23 protein-coding genes are annotated in these 21,693 nt (G+C 43.3%); 19 read left to right on the top strand and 4 right to left on the bottom strand.

The features are described 5' to 3' along the window. The 9 genes from A3738_RS19155 to A3738_RS19115 form a co-directional block, all read left to right on the top strand. Nucleotides 1-722: DNA-3-methyladenine glycosylase I (locus A3738_RS19155; RefSeq protein WP_197473919.1), on the top strand; the 722-nt coding region annotated here is incomplete at its 5' end. Beyond that, nucleotides 723-1,898 (top strand): glutathione S-transferase C-terminal domain-containing protein, encoded by a 1,176-nt coding sequence (locus A3738_RS19150; RefSeq protein ID WP_068480338.1) that lies wholly within the window; start codon nt 723-725, stop codon nt 1,896-1,898. Between the two features lie 32 nt (nt 1,899-1,930). Further along, nucleotides 1,931-2,386, top strand: a complete 456-nt coding sequence (locus A3738_RS19145; protein ID WP_068480333.1) for a GFA family protein — start codon at nt 1,931-1,933, stop codon at nt 2,384-2,386. 13 nt (nt 2,387-2,399) lie between these two features. Continuing rightward, a complete protein-coding gene (locus A3738_RS19140) occupies nt 2,400-3,932 on the top strand; it encodes a 3'-5' exonuclease family protein (protein ID WP_068502720.1) in 1,533 nt (510 codons plus the stop codon). Between the two features lie 9 nt (nt 3,933-3,941). Next, on the top strand, nt 3,942-4,208 hold the full coding sequence (locus A3738_RS19135; protein ID WP_068480327.1) for a hypothetical protein: 267 nt from the start codon (nt 3,942-3,944) through the stop codon (nt 4,206-4,208). 104 nt (nt 4,209-4,312) lie between these two features. Continuing rightward, entirely contained in the window at nt 4,313-4,564 is a 252-nt protein-coding gene (locus A3738_RS19130) for a GlsB/YeaQ/YmgE family stress response membrane protein (RefSeq protein ID WP_068480323.1), read from the top strand. A 236-nt stretch (nt 4,565-4,800) separates the two neighbouring features. After that, on the top strand, nt 4,801-5,397 hold the full coding sequence (locus A3738_RS19125) for a LysE/ArgO family amino acid transporter (RefSeq protein WP_068480320.1): 597 nt from the start codon (nt 4,801-4,803) through the stop codon (nt 5,395-5,397). A 26-nt stretch (nt 5,398-5,423) separates the two neighbouring features. Then, complete coding sequence (locus A3738_RS19120) at nt 5,424-6,551, top strand: methyltransferase (RefSeq protein WP_068480317.1); 1,128 nt, start codon at nt 5,424-5,426, stop codon at nt 6,549-6,551. A 6-nt stretch (nt 6,552-6,557) separates the two neighbouring features. Beyond that, the gene (locus tag A3738_RS19115) at nt 6,558-7,496 is read left to right on the top strand and encodes a DMT family transporter (RefSeq protein ID WP_068502727.1); all 939 of its coding nucleotides are present in this window, start codon (nt 6,558-6,560) and stop codon (nt 7,494-7,496) included. 9 nt (nt 7,497-7,505) lie between these two features. Here A3738_RS19115 and rep read toward each other — a convergent pair whose 3' ends face one another. Further along, a complete protein-coding gene (gene rep, locus A3738_RS19110; protein WP_369819822.1) occupies nt 7,506-9,530 on the bottom strand; it encodes a DNA helicase Rep in 2,025 nt (674 codons plus the stop codon). Nucleotides 9,531-9,684: 154 nt separating this feature from the next. Here rep and A3738_RS19105 point away from each other — a divergent pair, with 154 nt between their 5' ends. From A3738_RS19105 to rmf, 3 genes are all read left to right on the top strand, one after another. Beyond that, on the top strand, nt 9,685-11,973 hold the full coding sequence (locus tag A3738_RS19105; protein ID WP_068763783.1) for a Tex family protein: 2,289 nt from the start codon (nt 9,685-9,687) through the stop codon (nt 11,971-11,973). A 77-nt stretch (nt 11,974-12,050) separates the two neighbouring features. After that, nucleotides 12,051-13,625, top strand: a complete 1,575-nt coding sequence (gene gshA, locus A3738_RS19100; protein ID WP_082878374.1) for a glutamate--cysteine ligase — start codon at nt 12,051-12,053, stop codon at nt 13,623-13,625. A gap of 432 nt (nt 13,626-14,057) precedes the next feature. Further along, the gene (gene rmf / locus A3738_RS19095) at nt 14,058-14,264 is read left to right on the top strand and encodes a ribosome modulation factor (protein ID WP_068480389.1); all 207 of its coding nucleotides are present in this window, start codon (nt 14,058-14,060) and stop codon (nt 14,262-14,264) included. Here rmf and A3738_RS19090 read toward each other — a convergent pair. After that, nucleotides 14,261-14,665: a flagellar basal body-associated FliL family protein gene (locus tag A3738_RS19090; RefSeq protein WP_068480305.1), complete on the bottom strand. Its 405-nt coding sequence runs from the start codon at nt 14,663-14,665 to the stop codon at nt 14,261-14,263. The genes rmf and A3738_RS19090 overlap by 4 nt on opposite strands. Nucleotides 14,666-14,843: 178 nt before the next feature. Between A3738_RS19090 and A3738_RS19085 the strand changes: the two genes are divergently transcribed. The 6 genes from A3738_RS19085 (at nt 14,844) to A3738_RS19065 (ending at nt 20,339) form a co-directional block, all read left to right on the top strand. Next, nucleotides 14,844-15,332, top strand: coding sequence for a disulfide bond formation protein B (locus tag A3738_RS19085; protein ID WP_068501362.1), 489 nt, complete (start codon nt 14,844-14,846; stop codon nt 15,330-15,332). Between the two features lie 171 nt (nt 15,333-15,503). Next, nucleotides 15,504-15,974, top strand: coding sequence for an Rsd/AlgQ family anti-sigma factor (locus A3738_RS19080; protein WP_068480302.1), 471 nt, complete (start codon nt 15,504-15,506; stop codon nt 15,972-15,974). Nucleotides 15,975-16,051: 77 nt separating this feature from the next. After that, a complete protein-coding gene (locus tag A3738_RS19075; RefSeq protein ID WP_068501364.1) occupies nt 16,052-16,993 on the top strand; it encodes a WD40 repeat domain-containing protein in 942 nt (313 codons plus the stop codon). Between the two features lie 511 nt (nt 16,994-17,504). Beyond that, a complete protein-coding gene (locus A3738_RS30045) occupies nt 17,505-17,675 on the top strand; it encodes a hypothetical protein (protein ID WP_156502545.1) in 171 nt (56 codons plus the stop codon). 9 nt (nt 17,676-17,684) lie between these two features. Further along, a complete protein-coding gene (locus tag A3738_RS19070; RefSeq protein ID WP_156502546.1) occupies nt 17,685-19,145 on the top strand; it encodes a CocE/NonD family hydrolase in 1,461 nt (486 codons plus the stop codon). A 144-nt stretch (nt 19,146-19,289) separates the two neighbouring features. Further along, nucleotides 19,290-20,339: an AraC family transcriptional regulator gene (locus A3738_RS19065; RefSeq protein ID WP_082869200.1), complete on the top strand. Its 1,050-nt coding sequence runs from the start codon at nt 19,290-19,292 to the stop codon at nt 20,337-20,339. 9 nt (nt 20,340-20,348) lie between these two features. On the opposite strand, the gene A3738_RS19060 is transcribed toward A3738_RS19065, so the two are convergent. Together A3738_RS19060 and A3738_RS19055 are read right to left on the bottom strand one after the other, a co-directional pair. Next, nucleotides 20,349-20,672, bottom strand: a complete 324-nt coding sequence (locus tag A3738_RS19060; RefSeq protein ID WP_068474017.1) for a phage integrase N-terminal SAM-like domain-containing protein — start codon at nt 20,670-20,672, stop codon at nt 20,349-20,351. 80 nt (nt 20,673-20,752) lie between these two features. After that, complete coding sequence (locus tag A3738_RS19055; RefSeq protein ID WP_068474019.1) at nt 20,753-21,016, bottom strand: acyl-CoA-binding protein; 264 nt, start codon at nt 21,014-21,016, stop codon at nt 20,753-20,755. Nucleotides 21,017-21,179: 163 nt separating this feature from the next. On the opposite strand from A3738_RS19055, the gene A3738_RS19050 reads away from it, so the two are divergent. Continuing rightward, on the top strand, nt 21,180-21,671 hold the full coding sequence (locus A3738_RS19050) for a DUF4442 domain-containing protein (protein ID WP_231876704.1): 492 nt from the start codon (nt 21,180-21,182) through the stop codon (nt 21,669-21,671). Nucleotides 21,672-21,693 lie beyond the last annotated feature (22 nt).

Below are 21,693 nucleotides of genomic sequence, written 5' to 3'. Positions count from 1 at the left end.
TAACACTCCCTACTGACCTCACTGCTTTTAGCGCAATTCTAGAAAGAGCGATCGAACGAAAAGGCGGAAAACCAGCCTTAGCAAACCTTTTAAGTACGCACTTCTCAAGCAATGAGCTAGAGCAGATTCCAGAAGATCGTTATCTCGCAGCCATGACAAAATGCGTGAATCGCGCGGGTTTCAGTTGGAAGGTCATTGATCGCAAATGGTCGGAGTTTGAAGAAGCATTCTTTGGTTTTAAAGTCGACACCTTGGCCCTACTTTCAGATGAGCAATGGGAAGCCTATCTTGATGATTCGCGTGTTGTGCGCAGCGGCCAAAAAATCAAAGCGCTGCGCGACAATGTATCTTTCTTGTACGACCTGCGATTTACAGACAAAGGTATCGCTTCATTAATCGCGCATTGGCCATCCGATGATCAAGTTGGCCTGATGCAGCTGCTTAAAAAGCGTGGTTCGCGACTAGGCGGGAATACAGGACAATATTTTCTTCGCATGATGGGGCGCGACACCTTTATCCTCTCACGAGATGTTGTATTAACATTGCAAAGCGCTGGGCTTGATATTAAAAGTGAACCGAGCTCTCAGAGAGAACTAAAACTAATACAAGCAACGTTTAATGAATGGCACAAGCAAAGCGGAATCAGCTACACGCAAATGAGCCAAATCTGTGCCTATGCTAACGGCGACAATGTCGTTGGAGTTCAACTAAGTAGGGTTTAGATGTCTGAAGCGGTAATTTGGGGAGTTAGACTTAGCCCTTACACCTTAAAGCTCGAAGCTGCATTGCAATACAAAGGTATCGCCTATCGACGCCTGCCTGCGATGGGCACTCACTTTGAGAATGCTCGAATTATCTTAAGACTAGAAGCGGCCAAGCGACGAAAAGAAGTTAGTCGTTATCCTGATATGGATAAAGAGCTAGACGAATATCCTCTGCTCCCCTATTTCAGCCATGATAAACGATTTTTTGAATACGATAGCTCTAGTATTCTCAGACGCATGGAACAAGAAGGCGAAGGACGTAACATTATTCCTTCGCCCCCCTTATTTAACTTCTTAACCCATTTTATCGATGAAGCATTCAACGAGTTTGGCTTATATCTCGTGCATCATATGCGCTGGGTCGGCTCTACAAAAAGCAACAGAATGGGCAAACTGCTCGCATCAGAGTTTAAAAATGCATTACCACCCGGCGGCGCTTGGCTCTTATCTCGGTCATTTCCAGCTCGCCAAGTAAAGCGTTTACCTTATTTGATGAGCGTCGCCCCGAAAGGATACAAGGCAGGCGTTCGCGCATCACTAACACCGCCAACAAAAGAAGACTTCCCACCAACACACGAACTACTTGAACAAAGTTGGAAAGCTATATTAGAGGCGTTAGACGCAATATTTCGCCGTCAAAACTATATTTTCGGCGATCACTTTTCCCTAACCGATGCGAGCATCTATGGTCAATTAGGAATGAACCTTGTCGACCCGGAAGCCGCGGACAAAATAAAACAAATTGCACCAAATCTTTTTGCTTGGCTAAAACGTATTGATGAAGGCCAATTCATGGAAACTAGTAATTACGTTAATGAGAACCTAATTTTCAACGAAAAATTGTCAACGCTGATGAATATTTTGATGGGAACATATGCTGCGCTGATGGTTCAAAATGAGCGCGCACATAATGACGCGGTCGCAAATGGCAAACACAGATTTAATGAACAAGGTTTTGATTTAGGCGAAAACATCTATACAGGAAAACTCCGAGGCTACGCATTCAAATCAGTTGTTAAAAGCTTTCAAGTGAGAAGCTGGCGCGAAGTAAAAGAGCACTGGAAAGGCCTTGCCCCTAGCGATAGAGAAATCTTAACTGAGCAGATACAACTCACTGAACTACTTGATTACTAACTACTAACCCAACCACAAACAGAGCAAATACTATGAGTCATCAATGCAGCTGTCCGTGCGGAAAAACCAAATTTACTGTAGAGAAAACGCCTGCTGTACGCTTTTTTTGTCACTGTGAAATTTGCCAAGCTCTGTATAAATCAAATTACTCAGATGTGTGTGTTGTGAAATCAAAACACGTAACGCTAGATGAGCAAGATGTAGAGTTTAAGACGTATCGCCTACCACCGGCATTACAGCGCGGAACCTGCAAACACTGTCACTTGCCTGTAGCAGGATTCTTGAAAGGAATCCCCGGATTAGGCTTAGCGTTTATATCAGCAGAAAACTTTGATGATAAATCTTCACTGCCAGACGCTGTTGGGCATGTGTTTTATCATCGCAAAAGCGCAAGCTATGACGACAAGCTAGAAAAACACGAGGGCTATTGGGGCAGCCAACTCGCAATATGCCGGTGGGTAATGCCAAAACTTCTGCAAATGTCATAAACCGTTTTAAACAATGCAATCAGACCTCTTTCCAACTGAAAGTGTTCAGCAGTTATCTGAAAGCTTTCCAAAGCGCATGGCGATCATTGATTGCGAAACCACAGGAGGCAAACCTCAACAGCACCGAGTCATCGAAATTGGTCTATTAATTGTTGATGATTGTGTCATCGTTGAACGCTGGCAAAGTTTTATCAACCCGCAAAGAGAGCTTCCTCCATTCATCACGAAGCTAACCGGCATTACACCGAACATGCTAGTTGGCCAACCACAGTTCTCGGACATAGCTAACTCATTGTACGAAAAACTCCAGGACAGAGTGTTTGTCGCCCACAACGCTCGCTTTGATTATGGCTTCATCAAAACCGAGTTTGAACGCGTCGGCATTAAATTTTCAGCGAAAACATTTTGCTCGGTAAAATTTAGTCGTGCCCTGTACCCCCAATTCAACCGGCATGGCATCGACCCAATCATTAAGCGTTTTGGTTTTTCGATCGAAAACCGTCATCGTGCTTTGGATGATGCCTTAATCATCTGGAAGTTATTCTTAAAATCAACTGAGCTCTATTCAACTCACGAGCTTGCAAGCGCTATCTCTCCCCTGCTGAAAACGCCGTCTTTACCACCAAAAATCAAAGCCGCACAAATTAAAGCCCTTCCGAAAGCCGCGGGGGTTTATTACTTTTATAGCGAAGAAGGCTCTCTCTTGTACGTTGGTAAGAGTGTCAACATACGCGCTCGTGTCATGAGTCATTTCAGCAATGATTATCGAAGTAGCAAAGAACTCCTTATGAGCACTAAGGTTGCGCATATCGATTTCAAGCGAACACCGAGTGATTTCGGCGCACAAATTCTCGAGAGCAATGAGATAAAAGCATTATCGCCGCTTTATAACAGAAGGCTTCGACGTACTAGAAAACTTTATAGCTTTCAAATTGAACAAAATTCAAAGGGTTATAAAACCGTCCTCACCCAACAAATAAACAGTAAACAAAAACCAGATGAGAGTGCGGGACTATTCCGGAGCGCTCGTCAGGCTAGCAAGCAATTAGAGAAACTCGCAGATCACTATTTTCTTTGTTACAAGTTGCTTGGTTTAGAGGGCAATCCGCTCGATAACACTCCCTGTTTTAGACGCCAATTACATCGCTGCTTCGGTGCATGCGAAGGAATTGAATCTGCCGAAGACTATAATGCTCGTATCGATGTAGCGATGAATAAACATCAACTTGTTTTATGGCCATTTGATACGCCGATACTCGTGGAAGAAAACGACGTAAATGATGACGAATTCAAACACTTTCACTTAATCGATCAATGGCAATATCTAGGCAAAATTGAATCAGAAGAAGAATTAAGAGAGCGTGGTTATGTTCCCTTAAAAGCGCATATTGGGACAGAAATTCAAGCTCATCAACACGAAAACAATGCAGAGAATAAAGCGCATTTTGATCTAGATATTTACTTTATACTGCTCCGCTTTCTGCTTAAATCAGATCAACTAAAATTGAACCAATTGCGCATCCATAAACTTACAAAACTTGAGTAAAATGCATCTATGAAACAAGCGAAACAAACACCAAAAGATCGCGCCATACAGCTCATAGGGCTTGTTTGCCTAGTTGCTCTTTTCTTTTTCGATACAACAGAGCAGCCCATGCTGATTAAAAGCATACTGTTTGCATTGCTTTTACTGCCTTTAGGCTTCGGCATCAAATTTGTCATCAATCCAACTAATCAGCCATCACGACGACTCATCGCGACACTCGTTTGTATCGTATGGTGCGGCGTACTGGCGACAGCCGCTGCCTCCTTCTTTTTCTAGAAAAACGAGGGCAACAATTGCTTTCAATCGATGACAAAAATATGCACGCAGCATAGTTTTACGTACTACAGTCACTGACGCATACACACGATTTGGAGCTTAGTATGGACGTTCAGGCATTAGTACTTGCACTTTTAATCGGCGCGATCGCGGGTTGGCTAGCAGGCCAAATTATGAAAGGCATAGGGTTTGGCTTAGTTGGAAATATAGTTGTTGGTATTGTTGGCGCATTCATAGGCAGTTTCGTACTGCAACTCCTTGGCTTGTACGCCGGTGGAATTTTAGGTTCGATCGTTAGCGCCACCTTAGGTGCCGTCATCCTGCTTGCAGTCATTGGAGCTATCAAAAAAGCATAAATACCTTATCGTGGAAATTTTCCAATATTACGGCTGCGATTGGCTTGTAATGATCTTTACCTTTTTGGCAACCTATCAATTAGGCAGCAAGCATCGCTATGGCTTTATTACCATGATGGCCGCTAATATTTGCTGGGCTACGCTGGGGATTTTAACAGGTAGCATCGCAATGCTTATCGCCAACATCATTATTTTCTGTATGAACCTAAGAGCTTATATAAGGTGGTAGCGACGCAATGAGCGCAATACTGACAGGATTTTCTTTGGGCCTGTCATTGATTTTGGCAATCGGCGCTCAAAACGCATTTGTTCTGAAGCAAGGACTCAAAAAAGAACATGTATTTGTTAGCTGCTTTATCTGTGCGCTTTCAGATGCCATTCTTATTTCGGCAGGCGTATTCGGATTTGGCGCTCTCGTTACTACTTATCCGCAAATAGAAACCTTTGCACGTTATGGCGGTGCAATATTCTTACTGTTTTATGGCTTAAGCAGTTTCTATAGTGCTTGCACTGTTAAGCATGAGCTTACCGAAAGCCAAGAAAACACATCAAGCATATTAACGACAATATTAACCTGCCTTGCTTTTACATGGCTCAATCCTCATGTTTATTTGGACACTGTAGTATTGCTTGGCTCCATCTCTACACAATATGGTGAGTTACAATACTGGTTCGGATTCGGTGCCGTTATCGCATCATTTACTTTCTTCTTTTCACTTGGATATGGTGCTCGGTTCCTAAGACCAATCTTTGCCCAAGCAAAATCATGGCAAGTCTTGGAAGTAATTATTGGTGTCATCATGCTAAGCTTGGCGCTGAGCCTCGTCATCTAAAACTCTTTGCTTTCACTGCGAGATAAATGAACACACACTACGACAGTCCTTTTGGTGCGCTAACGCTTCAACGCTATCCGTTATTTAAAAATAGTAAGGCTCAACAGAACCTGCAGGCATGGGAAGGTGCTGACACCTTGTTATTGGAAGAACTGAGTAAGCATGATCTGTCCAATAAACGAATTCTTATCTTAAACGACCAATTTGGCGCGATCAGTTGTGCGCTTCGTGCATTTGATATCACGATTCAAACTGACTCATTTTTGTCATCGACAGCTATTCGATTAAATACGCAGGCGAATACAAAACAAGAACCTGAGAAACTTGTTCCAAGCACAACATCACTTGAAGGCAGCTTTGATCTTGTCGTTATTAAAATCCCCAAATCATTAAGTTTTCTAGAAGATCAGTTGTATGCGATTAGAAAACATATAAACGAGCATTCTGTTGTCATAGCAAGCGCTATGGTAAAAAGTCTTAGCAAGAACACCCGTGATATTTTTGAAAAGCTGCTAGGCCCTAGCGAACAATCTTTAGCTTCAAGAAAATCAAGATTAATCCATTGCAACCCCTCTCCAAACAAGTGGAAAGGCCAATCGCCTTTTCCTAGAAGCTATTCAACACATGGACTCGAATTGAGCTGCGATGCTAATGTTTTTGCGGAGGGGCGACTGGACCCTGGAACTCGCGTATTTCTAGACTATCTACAAGAGCTTCCAAAAGCTGAAACGATCATCGATCTAGCCTGCGGCAGCGGCATCATGGGAATTATGTGTGCTCAAACTATTGAGCCCAAACATACCTATTTTTGTGACGAATCATTTATGGCCGTCGCGAGCACTACAAGAAACGCGAGTCGTTATTTAAGCGAGCGATTTTCTGCAAGCTGCGCCAATAATATTCCCGAATCATACCCAAAAATGGATCTTATAGTCTGCAACCCGCCCTTCCACCAGCAACAAACCATGAGCACAGATATCGCGATGAGCATGTTTAAAAATGCGTATCGTCAGCTAAAGAGAAACGGAGAATTTTGGGTTGTTGCTAATCGCCACCTTGGATATCACACTGCATTAAAGAAACTCTTTGGGAATTGCGAAAATATTGCCAAACACGCCAAGTACGTCGTTTTACGATGCAAACGCATTGATTGATATACTATGAATACAGCTCTCACCATGCGTTTAAAAGACTGGGCGATCCTCATAGGTTTATCCGTCCTATGGGGCGGTTCGTTTTTATTCAATGAATTTACCCTACCCGATTTTTCTCCAACCACGACAACATGGCTAAGAGTCACGATTGCCGCTGCCTGCTTGTGGACATTAGCTTTCGTGCGAAAAGTTCCCATTCCTTCCTCACCGAGATTCTGGGTTGCAATAGCACTGATGGGTCTACTAAACAATGCGATTCCGTTTAGCTTAATTGTATGGGGGCAGCAAGAAATTGATTCGGGTTTAGCCTCAATTCTGAATGCAACGACACCATTATTTACGATCTTGGTCGCCGGAATATTCCTTAGTGACGAACGAATAAGCCCTACAAAATTAAGTGGCGTCGTGTTTGGCTTTGTTGGCGTCGTGATCATGATCGGTACAGATCAAATCACACAAATTAATACTAGTATTAGCCCGAGCACACTCGCACAATTTGCGATCTTAGGTGCAGCATTATGCTATGCGATTGCGACTGTATTTGGGCGCAGATTCAAAGCCATGAACGTAAACGTGATTGTAATTGCCGCAGCACAAACTAGTTTGGCAAGCCTATGGCTCATACCAGTTTGCATAAGCTTTGACGGTTTTAGTGAGCTACAAGTCGCGACGCATACAGCTTGGCTCGCCGTGCTCGCCCTAGGAGTATTAAGCACCGCCTTAGCTTATATTGGTTACTTTGCTGTGCTATCAAGCGCAGGCGCTACCAACCTATCTCTTGTGACGTTTATGGTGCCAGTGTCTGCTATCTTTTTAGGATGGCTGATTATCGGAGAACAGCTCTCCACAAGCCATTATTTGGGAATGTTATGCATCGCCCTTGGACTAGGAACCATTGATGGGCGCCCACTAAAGGCAATACGAACTAAAATGTTGAAACCTTAAAGGCTTGGCTTAACAGTCTGACTTCAGATCATCTAGCAATGCCGATAATGTCTGCTTGCCTTTTTTCTTCGCACGCTCTTTGTCTTGTTCTTCTCCGCCTTCCCAAACAAGATCTTCGTCTGGAAGTTCATCCAAGAACCGACTCGGAATCGTCTCTATTTTCTCTCCAAACTGCTTTCTGGTTGCTGCATAGGTTAGCGCCAAGGTTCTTTTTGCTCGCGTAATACCTACGTACATTAAACGTCGTTCTTCTTCGATATTATCTTCTTCGATACTGTTTCGATGCGGTAGTATTTCTTCTTCTAATCCCATAATGAAAACATGGGGAAACTCCAACCCTTTCGAGGCATGAAGTGTCAGCAAATGAACTTTGTCGCTGTCATCCTCTTCTTCTTGCTGCTCTAGCATGTCACGCAAAACAAGTTTCGATATTGCTTCATCGATGCCAATTTCGTCTGCTGTACCTTTGTCTGCCTCGAGCATCGTTTGCATCGAATCAATCAAATACCAGACATTATCCATTCGTCGTTCAGCAGCCTTGGGCGAACTTGCGTTTTGATGAAGCCACTGATCATATTCGATATCTATAAAGAGTTGCTTGAGTACAGGAATAGGGTCCTCTTCATAACAACGACGTGTTGTGCGCTCAAGCCATGAGGCAAAACGACGCACTTTCTCTAAGGCGCGCTCATTCAAGACTTGAGACAAGCCCATCTCACCACATGCTTGATAGAGGCTGATGTTTCGCTCCGTTGAATAGTTCCCTAGTTTTTCAAGTGTACTAGGACCAATTTCTCGGCGCGGTACATTTACAACACGCAAAAAGGCCGCATCATCATCCGGATTTACCAACAACCTTAAATACGACATCGCATCTTTAATTTCATTTTTAGCAAAGAAAGATGTACCGCCTGACAAGCGATATGGCACCTGAAACGCTTGTAGCTTGATTTCTAATAAACGACTTTGATGATTACCGCGATACAACACTGCGAAATCTTTGAACGAAACACCGCGCTTTAACTTCTGATCGAGAATCTCAGCCGCAACTTGTTCGGCCTCTGCATCTTCATTACGGCAGCGGATAATACGAATAGGCTCGCCACCTTTCATATCACTCCATAAGGCTTTCTCAAATGCATGCGGGTTATTCGCGATCACGACGTTTGCTGCATTCAATATCAAACTTGTGGAACGATAATTTTGCTCGAGCTTAACGAGTTTCAATGATGAAAAATCTTGCTCTAGTTTGGCTAGATTTTCAGGTCTCGCACCTCGCCATGCATATATTGATTGATCGTCGTCCCCGACGACTGTTAGCGCCTCTCGCTCCTGCACCAACATACGAACAAGATCATACTGAGCGAGATTGGTATCTTGATACTCATCAACCAACAAGTATCGAATTTTCTGCCGCCATTTTTGTAATACATCAGCCTCATTTTTAAATAACAAAACGGGCAATAAAATTAAGTCATCAAAATCTAAAGCGTTATAGGCTTTCAAATAGCGCTCATATAGAACATAGGCTTGGGCAGCTTGCAGATCTTCTGGTGTTTTTGCTTTGCTCACCGCAACTTGAGGTGTCCACATTACATTTTTCCAGTTAGAAATTTGCATCTGGACAAGATTGAGAACATCGCTGTTTTCCTCACCTTCTTTCATGAGGATGTCTCGCAACAAGGTTTTTGCATCTTCGCTATCGAAAATAGAAAACCCTGGTTTATAGCCTAAGCGCTCGTGCTCAGTTCGAATGATATTGAGACCGAGGTTGTGAAAAGTGGAAATATTTAAGCCACGCGCATCTGGGCCCGAAATCAGCTGACTAACCCGCTCTTTCATTTCCCTCGCGGCTTTATTGGTAAAGGTAACCGCTGCGATATTCCTGCCTTTAATACCGCACTCGTTAACGAGATAAGCAATCTTGCGCGTAATTACACTCGTTTTACCACTCCCTGCACCAGCTAATACGAGCAAAGGCCCGCCAACATATTTAACGGCTTCACTCTGTTTTGGATTCAGGGTACTCCCCACAACTGACCTCAATAAACACATTAACGATAGAGCCGCGTAGTTTAACCGAGTTGCAAGCCGAGTAAAAAAGCTATCTTTATTTCATTTACAAGGGTTTAAATTCAGGGCTTCGCTCCCATCTAAACGCTCGTAAAATAAAATACGGACAACGCGAATGTTATCTATCACGCAAACCATTGCGAACGAACTCTCTGTTCGCACAGAACAAGTTGACGCGACGATTCGCCTCATTAAAGACGGCGCAACGATTCCTTTCATTGCCCGTTATCGCAAAGAACAAACTGGCGCGTTAGATGATACGCAACTTCGTAAGCTCGATGAACGACTAACTTATTTAACTGAGTTAAATGAACGAAGAGAAGTCATCCTTAATAGCATTTCGGAACAAGACAAACTCACGCCTGAGCTCGAAAAGAAAATCCAGTCCGCTCAAAGTAAGCAGACCCTAGAGGATTTGTATTTACCCTACAAACCCAAGCGACGAACCAAGGGCCAAATAGCCATTGAAGCGGGCCTAGAACCCTTAGCAGATAGGCTGTTCTCTACTCCAGAAACATCTCCAGAGCATGAAGCCGAAAAATACATCAACGAAACGTTGGGATTTACTGATGTAAAAGCTGTATTGGATGGCGCTAAATATATTTTGATCGAGCGTTTTTGCGAGGACGCAGATTTACTAAATAAGCTGCGTAATGAAATGTGGCAATACGGGCAATTAGAAAGCTCTGTTGCTGATGAAAAGCATCAAGATGCACAGAAGTTTCGCGATTATTTTGAATACAATGAATCCATCAAAAAGATCCCATCACATAGAGCGCTTGCTTTATTTAGAGGTCGAAAAGACGGCATCCTATCTTTGAAACTTGAGCATCAAGATGCGGACAAGACGAGTCGAATTTCAGTTTCACCTTGTGAAATCATGATCGCCGAGCATTTTGCTATCAAAGACCAAGGCCGCGCATCGGACGCTTGGTTGAGAGAAGTCGTTCGCTGGGCTTGGCGAGTTAAGCTCAGCATGAGCATCGAGACAGAGCTACTCTCTCAACTACGTGAAACAGCTGAAAGCGGCGCGATTAAAGTATTTGCTGATAATCTAAAAGATTTATTGTTGGCCGCGCCCGCAGGGCCAAAAGTTACCATTGGCCTTGATCCCGGTTTACGTACCGGAGTAAAAGTTGCTGTTGTTGACGCGACGGGCAAACTTTTAGCCTATGACACCATCTACCCTCATGCCCCCAAAAACCAATGGGATACATCGCGAGAACGTATTGCTCAACTTGCAAAAAAATACAATGCTGAGCTATTGAGCATCGGTAACGGCACAGCCTCACGCGAGACCGAAAAACTCTGTGCAGATGTCTGCAAATATTATCCTGACTTGAAGCTCTCTCGAATTGTCGTCAGCGAAGCTGGAGCTTCGGTGTATTCCGCATCAGAAATCGCTGCGAACGAATTTCCCGATATTGACGTCAGCATCCGAGGAGCGGTATCGATCGCTAGAAGGTTACAAGACCCGCTTGCAGAGCTTGTGAAAATAGAGCCCAAAGCCATTGGTGTTGGTCAGTATCAACACGATGTAAGTCAGTTCAAGCTTGGAAAAAGCTTAGACGCGGTCATTGAAGACTGTGTTAATGCTGTTGGCGTCGACGTCAATACAGCTTCTGCACCTTTACTTTCACGCGTATCTGGCATCGCAGCCAACACAGCGTCCAATATTGTTTTGTTCCGAGATACATATGGCGCTTTTCGCTCTAAAGAAGATTTGAAATCAGTGCCTCGTTTAGGCGATAAAGCTTTCGAACAATGCGCTGGATTTCTTCGTATTAACAATGGCGAAAATCCGCTAGATGCCTCTGCCGTGCATCCCGAGTCATATTCTGTCGTTGAACAAATTGCCAAATCTCAAGACAAAAAAGTAGTGCAACTTATTGGTGAAACGTCTGTCACACAACTCGACGCCTCGGCCTTCACTTCCGATAGCATCGGCGTTCATACCATTAACGATATTTTGCGCGAACTTGCGAAGCCTGGTAGAGACCCTCGACCTGAATTTAAATCAGCAAACTTTAAAGAGGGTATCGAAGAGATAAGCGATTTAAAAGAAGGAATGATCCTTGAAGGCAGTGTCACCAACGTGACAAATTTTGGGGCCTTTGTAGATATTGGAGTGCATCAAGATGGCCTCGTGCACATTTCTTGTCTGGCTAACAAGTTCGTGAAAGACCCTCGAGACGTGGTTAAAACGGGCGATATTGTCAAAGTAAAAGTACTTGAGTTTGACGCCAAGCGTAAACGTATTGCGCTAAGTATGCGATTACAAGACGCAGCCGAGCAAACGACACCAAAGTCATCAGAACAAAAAAACACCAAAGCAAAAAACCAGCAAAACGCGCCACTCAACAACGCGTTTGCTTCTGCCTTTGCTAAGGCTAAAAAACAGTAAGCGCTAGTTAAATACAGACTAAACGACTAAGCTAACCGACTTAATATTCTCCCGCAAATAGGGTGAAAGGATTACACATGACAGACGCATGCCTAGGATTAGAAGCGGGAATCGACACTCTTCGCACTTATGTTCAAACCTCTTCAGTGCCTCTTATCTCAAGAGGCTTAGAAAAAGAGGGTCTTCGCACACTAGCTAACAGCGACATTTCACAGAGTGATCACCCTAAGGCTCTCGGCCATCCTCTTACACACTCAAGCATTACCACTGACTATTCAGAAGCTCTGTTAGAGCTGATTACAGGCGTTGAATCAAACGCGGGTAATCTTCTATCACAACTCGAAATGACGCATCGTTTTGTCTTGAATAATATTGGCGACGAGCTCTTGTGGGCGGGATCAATGCCCTGTCATTTAGATGGTGATAAAAGCATTCGTATCGCTGAGTACGGCGACTCCAATATTGGCAGACTGAAACATATCTATCGTAAAGGTCTGGATGTGCGTTATGGCAGAATCATGCAGAGTATCGCAGGCCTGCATTTTAACTTCTCCTTATCGGATGAATTCTGGATGCAGTTAAAAGATGCCGAAAATAGTCAAACTGATCTACAGACCTACAAATCTGAGAAGTACTTTGCGCTGACGCGTAATTTTCGACGTTACAGTTGGCTATTGATGTATCTATTCGGCGCATCTCCTGCACTAGACGCTAGTTTTCTGAATGGCAAAAGCAGCGATCTTGAAGTATTCGATGAAAAAGGCACGTATTACAAACCCTACGCAACCTCTCTGCGAATGAGTGACTTAGGCTATACGAATAACGCTCAAAGCTCTTTAAATATCTGTTTCAACACGCTTGATAACTTCACTAAAACACTTGGCGATGCGATTCATACCTCTTACCCAAGCTATGAAAAAATTGGGCTAAAAGATGATCATGACTACACGCAGTTGAATACCAATATTCTGCAAATCGAGAATGAGTATTACAGCAGTATTCGCCCCAAACGCACGACATTCTCAGGTGAAAAGCCAACGGCTGCATTAATTGAGCGTGGCGTAGAATATGTTGAAGTTCGCTGTCTTGATCTAAACCCCTACCTACCTTTAGGTATCGACAAACAGCAAGTTACTTTTATGGATGGTTTTCTTCTGTTTTGCCTACTCCAAGACTCTCCATTCTTGAGCGCAGAAGCGTGTGAAGAACTTGAGCGGAACTTCACTTTAGTGACCAATGAAGGTCGAAAGCCAAACCTTTCACTGAACCAAAATGATCAAGCGCGTGACTTGAAAGAGTGGGCAACATCATTACTAGCAAACATTGAGCAGGTGTCTTCTGCGCTAAATAAACAAGACGCTGCAGCGCTTAAGTCCGCTATAAAGGCACAGCAAGCTAAAGTGAAGGACAGTGCCTTATGCCCTTCTGCTAAGGTTCTTGCAGATATGCAGTCAAAGTCTGCTTCGTGGCTTGAGCTCTGCACCGCCTTATCATCTGAGCATAAATCTCAACTATTAGCATCCAGCATCAATGAGCAAAAGTTATCCGAACTTGAATCGACTGCGAAGCAAAGTCATCAAGATGCTCAAAACATTAAGCAAGCTGATAACGTACCCTTCGATGCATTTCTTGATGCATACGTCTCACCATAAAGAACACCCATACTCGGATGCGAAACGCTTCCGAGTTTTTTCAATTACGTAAAGCTAATCCCCGCCTTTTTTGAGAACTGTCCGTTTCTGACAAATATTTCATCGTTCAAAATTTGCGCATTGCCGTGCATGTGCTAATTTTGTAACTGTACGTAACGAAATGTGTCAGCGTATTACCTAAAAAAACATAAAGACACATTCTTAGCGTGCAGAGTAGTGTTCATTGCACTAACGTAAATATATGTAACCTGTATTCGCGCATTGCTTTTAAAGCGAACAAAAATGATAAGCGCATCACAAAATACAGACTACGCTATCAAACCGTTATGTGTTGACTTGTGCGTGCCGAACCGCTTGAAGTCGATTGTACAGAGCAACTACCAATGCTCTGTGCATGAAAGTGCTTGGCAGCCTATTGAAAGGAGTGGCCCAATGGCCGAAGACTTTTCTTTAAGCTGGAATTTAGAATCTCTTAACAAAGCTTATAAGCAAGGCTATATGTCTGGCGTTATGGGCAAAACAAGAGAAGACCGCCCCGGTATGAGCGATGTTGTGCTTGCCGCGTGGGAGGCAGGCTGGGAGGACGGCAACGATGTTGCCATCCAAGACACGCCTAATGTCGTGCGTCTAGCTTCCTAAATTTGAACAACAAAGCTGGTAAATAGTAGGTCTTGTACACCTGTCTTACCTACTTCCTCAGCTAAAGCTTCTTTTACTCTGCTAAGCGCAGCCAAACGAATAGTCTCTTGCGCTGTGTGAGAGCTCATTCCCTCTTTAGATTGTTCAGACAATAACATTACTATTTGATGCCTAATCAAAGGAGCATGGTGCTTTACCAACTCGACATGCTCTTCGCTTTCAACCTTTAAAGATATCTCAGCTTTTACATAAGATAGTTTTCTGCGAGGCTCGCCAAAGTTACTTACAAATGCAGGATTCATGGTGTGATAAACAGCTCTTTGTTTTTCTGAAGATTCATCCTCTGCAAAGGCTAGTTGCATGGTCATTAAAGCGCCGATTAGAGCGAGTACCGCTTTCATATTACTTCCTTAGAATTGGTCAATAGATCAAGTATAGGTCGATCCACCAATTCAAGAAGTAATGATGCGTGACTATTTGTAGCGACCGGTCTCAGTTCACAAAAATTAAGAAGACTTAACTCGCCAACTTTGCGCTTAACTCGCACCATTGGCAGCAGATTTTATAGAGGCTTATACAGTGCAGTTATCCAATCGATTGATCGCGCTAGCAATCATAGTAACGAGCGTATCGTTAGTACTTGTCGCAAGCTATGTTGAACCTTTCGCTAGTATGAATCCGTGCCCGATGTGCATGATGCAAAGAGCAATCTACTTATGCGTCGGGGGCTTTGCCCTACTAGCTTTGCTCGCTGCCAAACACGCAGTAGCAAAGAATATTTTCACGGGTCTTGGTTTGCTCACATCAATCGCAGGAATAAGTGTTGCTGCTCGACAAGTTTGGCTGCAACATTTGCCAGCAGATGAAGTTCCGGCATGCGGCCCGCCCCTTGAATATATGATCGAAGTATTCCCGTTAATAGAAGTATTACAATCCATGTTAATGGGCACTGGTGACTGCGCAGAAATTCAATGGCAGTTTCTAGGTCTGTCGATTCCTGCTTGGAGCATTGTTGCTTTTTCAGGTCTTGCAGTCGCAAACATTATATTGCTGTTTAAAAAACAATAACGGAAAGGCTCACACGCCGTAACGTTTTGCAACAATTTACATATTGCTAGCAATACGCATATTCGCTAGCTTAAGTCCTACAACAGGATGAATAAAAAAGCGCTCAAGCGCTGAACCAGCAGGCTGAAATTTAAAAAGAAGATTCACGCCAAACGGATACTGGAGAGATTCATGTTAGAAAACTGCAAGAATGCAAAAGAACGTTGGGGCGGAGTAAATGAGCTCATCGATAAATGGTTGGTCGAACGTCAAGACTTAATTGTCAAGTTCTGCGACCTCACGATGAACCATCCAAGCTCACAAGAAAACACCATTGAGAAACTTCAAAGCTTTTGCCAAGTGTTAGTAGACTATGTTTCTGTTGGCCACTTCGAAATCTATGAACAGCTCATTGCCGAAGCCATTGAATTCAATAACGAAGATGGCACGGTTTTAGTCGAAACGACAATTCCACAAATTCAAGAAACGACCGAAGTTGCCTTAAATTTTAACGATAGCTTCGACGACATTCATAAAGTAGATGATGGTGTCGACAAGTTAGTGGCTCGCTTGGAGCGTCTAGGTAGAACCTTAGAAATCCGATTTGAGTTTGAAGACCAACTTATCGAAGCGATTCATACCTCTCAAGCTGACCTTGTATAATTAACAAGGAACGACCAAGCATCGATAATAAAGAGGTCTATACTTCTATGACCTCTTTTTTGATCGAACCGTAAGAGATGCGAAAACTCTTTTTATTACTTCTCCCCTTCACACTTCTGGCCTGCGCTCAGCAAGCAGAACAAAATTTCGAGTTAGCAAGCCAAGGCTTATTTGATGCCAGCATAAGCAACGACGGCACTATTGCTCTCATAGCTTCGCAACGACATGGCGCCAGCTTATGGAACTTGAATCCCTTAGAGCGCGTATTTAACTGGAATCATGAGAGTAATGAATATACTCAGATCACACATACTCATTTGTCGAAAAATGGAAATTTTGCAATTACAGCGCGTAATAATGAATGGATTCTATGGGATGCAAAAACAGGCAAGGCCCAAAACTTCTGGCAAACCCCGAGCAATATCAACAGCATCGCTCTGAGTGAAGATGGAAGCCACGCACTGATCGGTTTAGCATCTGGAGATCTCTGGTACACAGATACCCGAGCTGGTAATAACGTCAAAGAATTTCAACATGCTGATGCAATTCGATCAGTCGCACTATCGGGAAATACTGCCTTATCCGGCAGTGATGACAACTCCGCCACGTTTTGGGATTTAAATACTGGGAAAGCGCTTAAAACCCTAGACCTCAGCAATGCATCAAGACATGTCGCGTTTTCTCATAGTGGAGCACATGCCTTTGTCTCCTCGCTCAGAGAGGACCACTTTGTAATCGACACTACCAACTTTACTATCAAAAGCCAGATTAATGAGCGCTATACGGTCTTTAACGCAGCGAAGTTTTCAAACGATGATCAACGCGTATATCTCGCCAATCAACAAGGGTATATCCAAGTCTTTGACACCTCCAGTGGAGAAGAGGTATCTCGTTATCAAGCAAAACGAAAACACGTATTTGGCGTATCGCGATCAGTGGAAGATTTAGCCATCCTAACAAACGAGTTGCTCGCGATAACGAGTGACGGCCAACTGCAAGCGTTTTCTATCTCCAACTAGATGCTGTGCACACATTTTTTGACTGGCCTGTCATATACACTCAATGTCCATTTGAGCTGTAGTTTACGTAACGTAAAGCCATAATATTGATTCCGAAAATAAAAATAACAAAATGAATATGAGTCTACGGCAAGCCTTGCTTGCCCGATCTTTTTTCTCTTCTTCAATAATTCAGAATCACTCAACCTGCCTTTCAGGCGCACAAAGCACAGATATTCAGGCATCCTTCTAAAAACTTAGAATTATTTTTACGCCTCTTCAATAGTTAACAGTCGTAATCTTAACCCGAGCAATACGTCCCATTTTATACAGCATGCCCCTTTCTAAATATGTTTGTCCTTTTGATGCATAGTATACGAACGCGTAAGGCATTACGCTTTTTAGACAATAAAAATAAAAATCGGAAAGTGTCGTTAGGGAATTCAACTCCTATTCTTTCCCCCCCGCAAATAAATATAAAAAAACACATACGACAGGTGATTAAAATGAAAAAGCCCTTACTGCACTCGGAATGTGTGCTGCGGTAGCTTTGTCTCCGCAAATGGCTAGTGCGACTGGTTCAGGCTCTGTTCCTATTCTAGACTTTGCAGGCGGCTTATTAGGCGCTCCAAACTTCCCAGATTCAGAGAACTACACAACAGATGACGACATCATCATTACCGCATTTGATGGCGTTGAATAAACGGCGAACATCTTTGTTCCTACAGATATTCAAGGTACTGCGCCAGCAATTATTTTCATCAATAGCTGGTCAATGAACGAATACCAATACTTACAACAAGCTGCAGAGCTTGCAGATAAAGGCTATATCGTTCTGAATTATGCAACGCGTGGTTTCGGCGAGTCTGGCGGTTTAATTGACACAGCTGGCCCAAAAGACATGAACGACTACAGCACAGTAATCGACTATTTGATTGCTAACTACCCTGTAGACGAGAGCGCTATCGCAACAGCGGGTATTTCTTACGGCTCAGGCATCAGCTTACTAGGTGCAGCGCAAGACCCTCGCGTAAAAGCCATTGCAGCAATGAGTTCATGGGGCGATCTAGTTCATGCTTTGTACGGCGACCAATCGCCACGCCAAGTTTGGGGTGAGCTACTTAATCTAGCAGGCGGCTTAACAGGCAACCCAGACCCAATCATTGACCAACACTGGAACAATGTAAAAAATCAGAACCTAGATGCGATTCCAGACGTTGTAGAATGGGCAAGTATCCGTTCACCGATCAATTACGTTGATCAATTGAATGAAAATGGCACTGCGGTTTACCTTGCAAAAGCTTATGGTGATAACCTATTTATGCCTAACACTCTGATGGACATGTTTAGTCAATTTACTACACCTAAGTACGTTGACTTGCTGCCAGGTACACACGCAACTGCTGAATTACTTTCATCACTTGTTGGCTTGGGTGAAAACGTTATTTGGGAAAACGTATACGACTGGTTCGACATTCATTTGAAAGGCGAAACTAACGCTTTATCGTCAGCAAAAACAGTGAACATGAAGGTTCGTTTTGAAGACAAATTCGATCTATTTGACACCTACCCAATTCCAGAAGCGACTGAGCAAACCTATTACTTGCACCCACGCTCTACCTTCGACACTGGCGACATGGAAACCTACCAATACTGGTCATGGTTCAACATGGAAACTGACGACACCATTAACGGCTGGTTCGGGACAACCTTCTCAACTGGCGTACCAATTCTAGGCGACCTTCTTGAGCAGGTAGACATCCCTGTTATTGCTAACATCAAAGCTGAGAGCGAATTCCGTGCGATTTACTGGGAAAGCGACCGTCTTGATGCAAAAATGGAAATTCGCGGCACGCCAAGCGTGAACCTTCGCGTACAACCCCACTACAATAAAGCTCAGATCGTCGCGTACTTGTACGATATGGATTCTTGGGGCTGGGGTAAGTTAATTACACACGGCGTTATCACTCTTCCTGATGCGAACTGGGGTGATAAAGTCCGCGTTGATTTCGACATGGTAACAACAGCTTACGATGTCCCTGCTGGCCACAAAGTCGTCATGGCGATTGATACAAAAGATCCTTATTACAAGTCACCAACTAGTGCAGACTTTTACTTAGACTTCCAATACAAAACGTCTGAGCAAAACACTGTCACGATCCCAACTCTTTAATAAGCTGCTTTAAAGAGCGAAAGGCAGAGTAAAGACTCTGCTTTTTTTATTTGTTATCAATTCAGGAAAAATTCTGAGAAAGTTTCCACAGTCAGAATTAGACCAAAGTGTTAGATTGAAAACTCAGTAAATGATGTAAGCATAATGACGCAATATACTCGATCACCTGGTTTAGCACTGGAGCAATGTAGGCTGCTACTTCGTTATGGTCTTAAGAAAGGCTTAATGCATGAGCAGTGCCTAGAAAACTCAAAACTAAACATCGAAGACTTTGATACCGTCTCCTGTGAGCCAAGCATAGAACAAGAGCGAATTATCATTCTTAATCTATGCAATCATATCAACGAAACGCCTGCACGCATTGGCTATGCCATCGGTTTAAAGGTAGGCCTACCGAGCTTTGGATTAATCGGCCAAGCAATGGCTAGCAGCGCGAGTCTCAAGCACGCGCTTGATATTGCTCTTCGTTATAGCCAAGAAGTATTTCATTTCACCAACATCAATTATCATGTTAAGAACGACAATTTCGATTTACAATGGGAAATAGCTCATGCAGAGGATGAAGAGCTAAAAGACTTCTACATTTCTAGAGATTTTGGCGCTTGCTTAACAATCATGCGCTCATCAGGTCATAACATTCCGATCAAGAAGCTGAGCACGAGCTTAAGTGATGAAGTCTTAAGTAAAGAAATCGTCGAGGAATTGTCTTGCGATGTAAATGTGGAATCGAAGGTAATGTCAATTACTGTCGATGAAAAGCTACTTCATCTACCTATGCCACTGTTAAATGCGCAAGCCAGTCAAACACTAGAGTCTCTCTGCTATACACAAATTGCTCTCCCCAACACAAATGAGAAAATGAGTCTGAGTGAGAAGATAGGGCAATTACTGAGACAACATCAATACATTCTGACACGCGATGATGCTGCGAACGCATTATGCGTCTCTTCACGCACACTTGCTCGCCACCTTCTTAACGAAAAAACTACTTGGCGAACATTAGTTGCAACCCAGCGTATCGCAGAAGCCAAGCATCTACTTTCACACAGTGATGACAGTATCGAGTTAATTTCAGAAAAAGTAGGATTCAGCTCAAGCAGCGCTTTCTCTTTAGCGTTTAAAAGGGCATGCGCAAAAACGCCGAGCGAATATAGAAAGCACTATTCGATTCAAGCAAAAACTAAGACTGCCTAAAAGCTAAGCTTATTTGGAAGATGGAAGTGCGTAAGCAGACTCTTCTAATGGGCGCTTTAAGACCTGACTATAGAAGAACTCGAGCGCCTGACGCGCTTGATTAAGACGAGCTCGCGAAGGAGACAGACGACGCGTCACGTGTCGCAAAAATTCTTTCACGTTTTTCTCGTTCAAGCTAAAGGGGTTAGATAATCCATTAAATGTAAGATACTGTGCGATCCACTGCTCGTAAGTATGGAATGTACGCTCACATAAAGCGTTCTTCTGACATACTTTTGTCATACGATCCGCAAGCCCTGGCTGAGCTTCATCTAGAACAATCTTCGCATCCATGTTGACCGCCTGAACTATCTTTCTTATTTAAGTGTGCGCACTTTACCAGATTATGCAAAGCACGCAAATACTCAAAAGACCTAAGCTTTTAACTCTTCAATTGCATCGATGTATTGCTGCATCGCTTCATCTGCACTCGCACCTTTAAGGTCTTCCCATGCTTGATATTTAGCGCGACCAACGAAGTCCATCATGCCAGGTTTTTTACCTGTCACATCACCTTCTGTAGCTTGCTTGAACAAAGCGTACATCTTTAGCTTAAGCTCGTTCGATGGCTGAAAGTCACCTTCAGCTGTTTGTACGTAGTTTACTGTTTCTTCAAATTTTGCTTTTAAGTCTGACATCTAGATTACTCCTCGAAAAAATCGGCGTTGATTATACAAACCATTCCTTAGAATCTACAGTGATTTAGATCCATATTTGGACTTATCTATTGCGTTGACAGAACTACAGCAGATGGTCAAACTGCCGGCACACTTATTCATAGAAACAAACTAGGAGTGCTGTGTGGCAAAGCCCAACAAACTCAACACAATTGTCAGTAATGTGTATAAATTACCCGAATTTATGCGAACAAAAGCCTTAAGCACGCTTTTCGGAAAAACTGTCAAATACACGGGCACAACCGGTATCAAAGTAGAAGAACTAACGACGAACCGTTCGGTCGTAACGCTCACCAACAAAAAGTCTGTACAAAATCATATTGGCTCGGTTCATGCTGTTGCCAGCATTCTGATTGCAGAATCTGCAACAGGCTACCTAATAGGAATGAACATCTCAGACGACTGCGTTCCGGTAATCAAGACAATAAAGGCAGACTATGTTAAGCGAGCTAAAGGCAATATGCGTGCAGAAGCTTCTTTAACTGATGAACAAATAAAGCTTATTACATCATCCAATAAGGGTGAAACAACCGTATCCGTTACGGTCACAGATGCTGATGGGAAAGAGCCGATTCTAATGGAAATGGTATGGGCATGGACTCCTAAGAAGCGCTAACGAAATAAGCATGAGATAAGGA

The sequence above is a fragment of the Oleiphilus sp. HI0066 genome, assembly GCF_001635725.1.
Note: the sequence above shows the minus strand (reverse complement) of the source record. Positions and strands in the feature narration are given on the sequence as shown.

Excerpts from the sequence above, each read along its gene's own strand:
- A3738_RS19150 (WP_068480338.1), top strand. The coding sequence starts at position 723 with ATGTCTGAAGCGGTAATTTGGGGAGTTAGACTTAGCCCTTACACCTTA.
- A3738_RS19145 (WP_068480333.1), top strand. The coding sequence starts at position 1,931 with ATGAGTCATCAATGCAGCTGTCCGTGCGGAAAAACCAAATTTACTGTA.
- A3738_RS19140 (WP_068502720.1), top strand. The coding sequence starts at position 2,400 with ATGCAATCAGACCTCTTTCCAACTGAAAGTGTTCAGCAGTTATCTGAA.
- A3738_RS19135 (WP_068480327.1), top strand. The coding sequence starts at position 3,942 with ATGAAACAAGCGAAACAAACACCAAAAGATCGCGCCATACAGCTCATA.
- A3738_RS19130 (WP_068480323.1), top strand. The coding sequence starts at position 4,313 with ATGGACGTTCAGGCATTAGTACTTGCACTTTTAATCGGCGCGATCGCG.
- A3738_RS19125 (WP_068480320.1), top strand. The coding sequence starts at position 4,801 with ATGAGCGCAATACTGACAGGATTTTCTTTGGGCCTGTCATTGATTTTG.
- A3738_RS19120 (WP_068480317.1), top strand. The coding sequence starts at position 5,424 with ATGAACACACACTACGACAGTCCTTTTGGTGCGCTAACGCTTCAACGC.
- A3738_RS19115 (WP_068502727.1), top strand. The coding sequence starts at position 6,558 with ATGAATACAGCTCTCACCATGCGTTTAAAAGACTGGGCGATCCTCATA.
- A3738_RS19105 (WP_068763783.1), top strand. The coding sequence starts at position 9,685 with ATGTTATCTATCACGCAAACCATTGCGAACGAACTCTCTGTTCGCACA.
- gshA (WP_082878374.1), top strand. The coding sequence starts at position 12,051 with ATGACAGACGCATGCCTAGGATTAGAAGCGGGAATCGACACTCTTCGC.
- rmf (WP_068480389.1), top strand. The coding sequence starts at position 14,058 with ATGGCCGAAGACTTTTCTTTAAGCTGGAATTTAGAATCTCTTAACAAA.
- A3738_RS19090 (WP_068480305.1), bottom strand. The coding sequence starts at position 14,665 with ATGAAAGCGGTACTCGCTCTAATCGGCGCTTTAATGACCATGCAACTA.
- A3738_RS19080 (WP_068480302.1), top strand. The coding sequence starts at position 15,504 with ATGTTAGAAAACTGCAAGAATGCAAAAGAACGTTGGGGCGGAGTAAAT.
- A3738_RS19075 (WP_068501364.1), top strand. The coding sequence starts at position 16,052 with ATGCGAAAACTCTTTTTATTACTTCTCCCCTTCACACTTCTGGCCTGC.
- A3738_RS30045 (WP_156502545.1), top strand. The coding sequence starts at position 17,505 with ATGTGTGCTGCGGTAGCTTTGTCTCCGCAAATGGCTAGTGCGACTGGT.
- A3738_RS19065 (WP_082869200.1), top strand. The coding sequence starts at position 19,290 with ATGACGCAATATACTCGATCACCTGGTTTAGCACTGGAGCAATGTAGG.
- A3738_RS19060 (WP_068474017.1), bottom strand. The coding sequence starts at position 20,672 with ATGGATGCGAAGATTGTTCTAGATGAAGCTCAGCCAGGGCTTGCGGAT.
- A3738_RS19055 (WP_068474019.1), bottom strand. The coding sequence starts at position 21,016 with ATGTCAGACTTAAAAGCAAAATTTGAAGAAACAGTAAACTACGTACAA.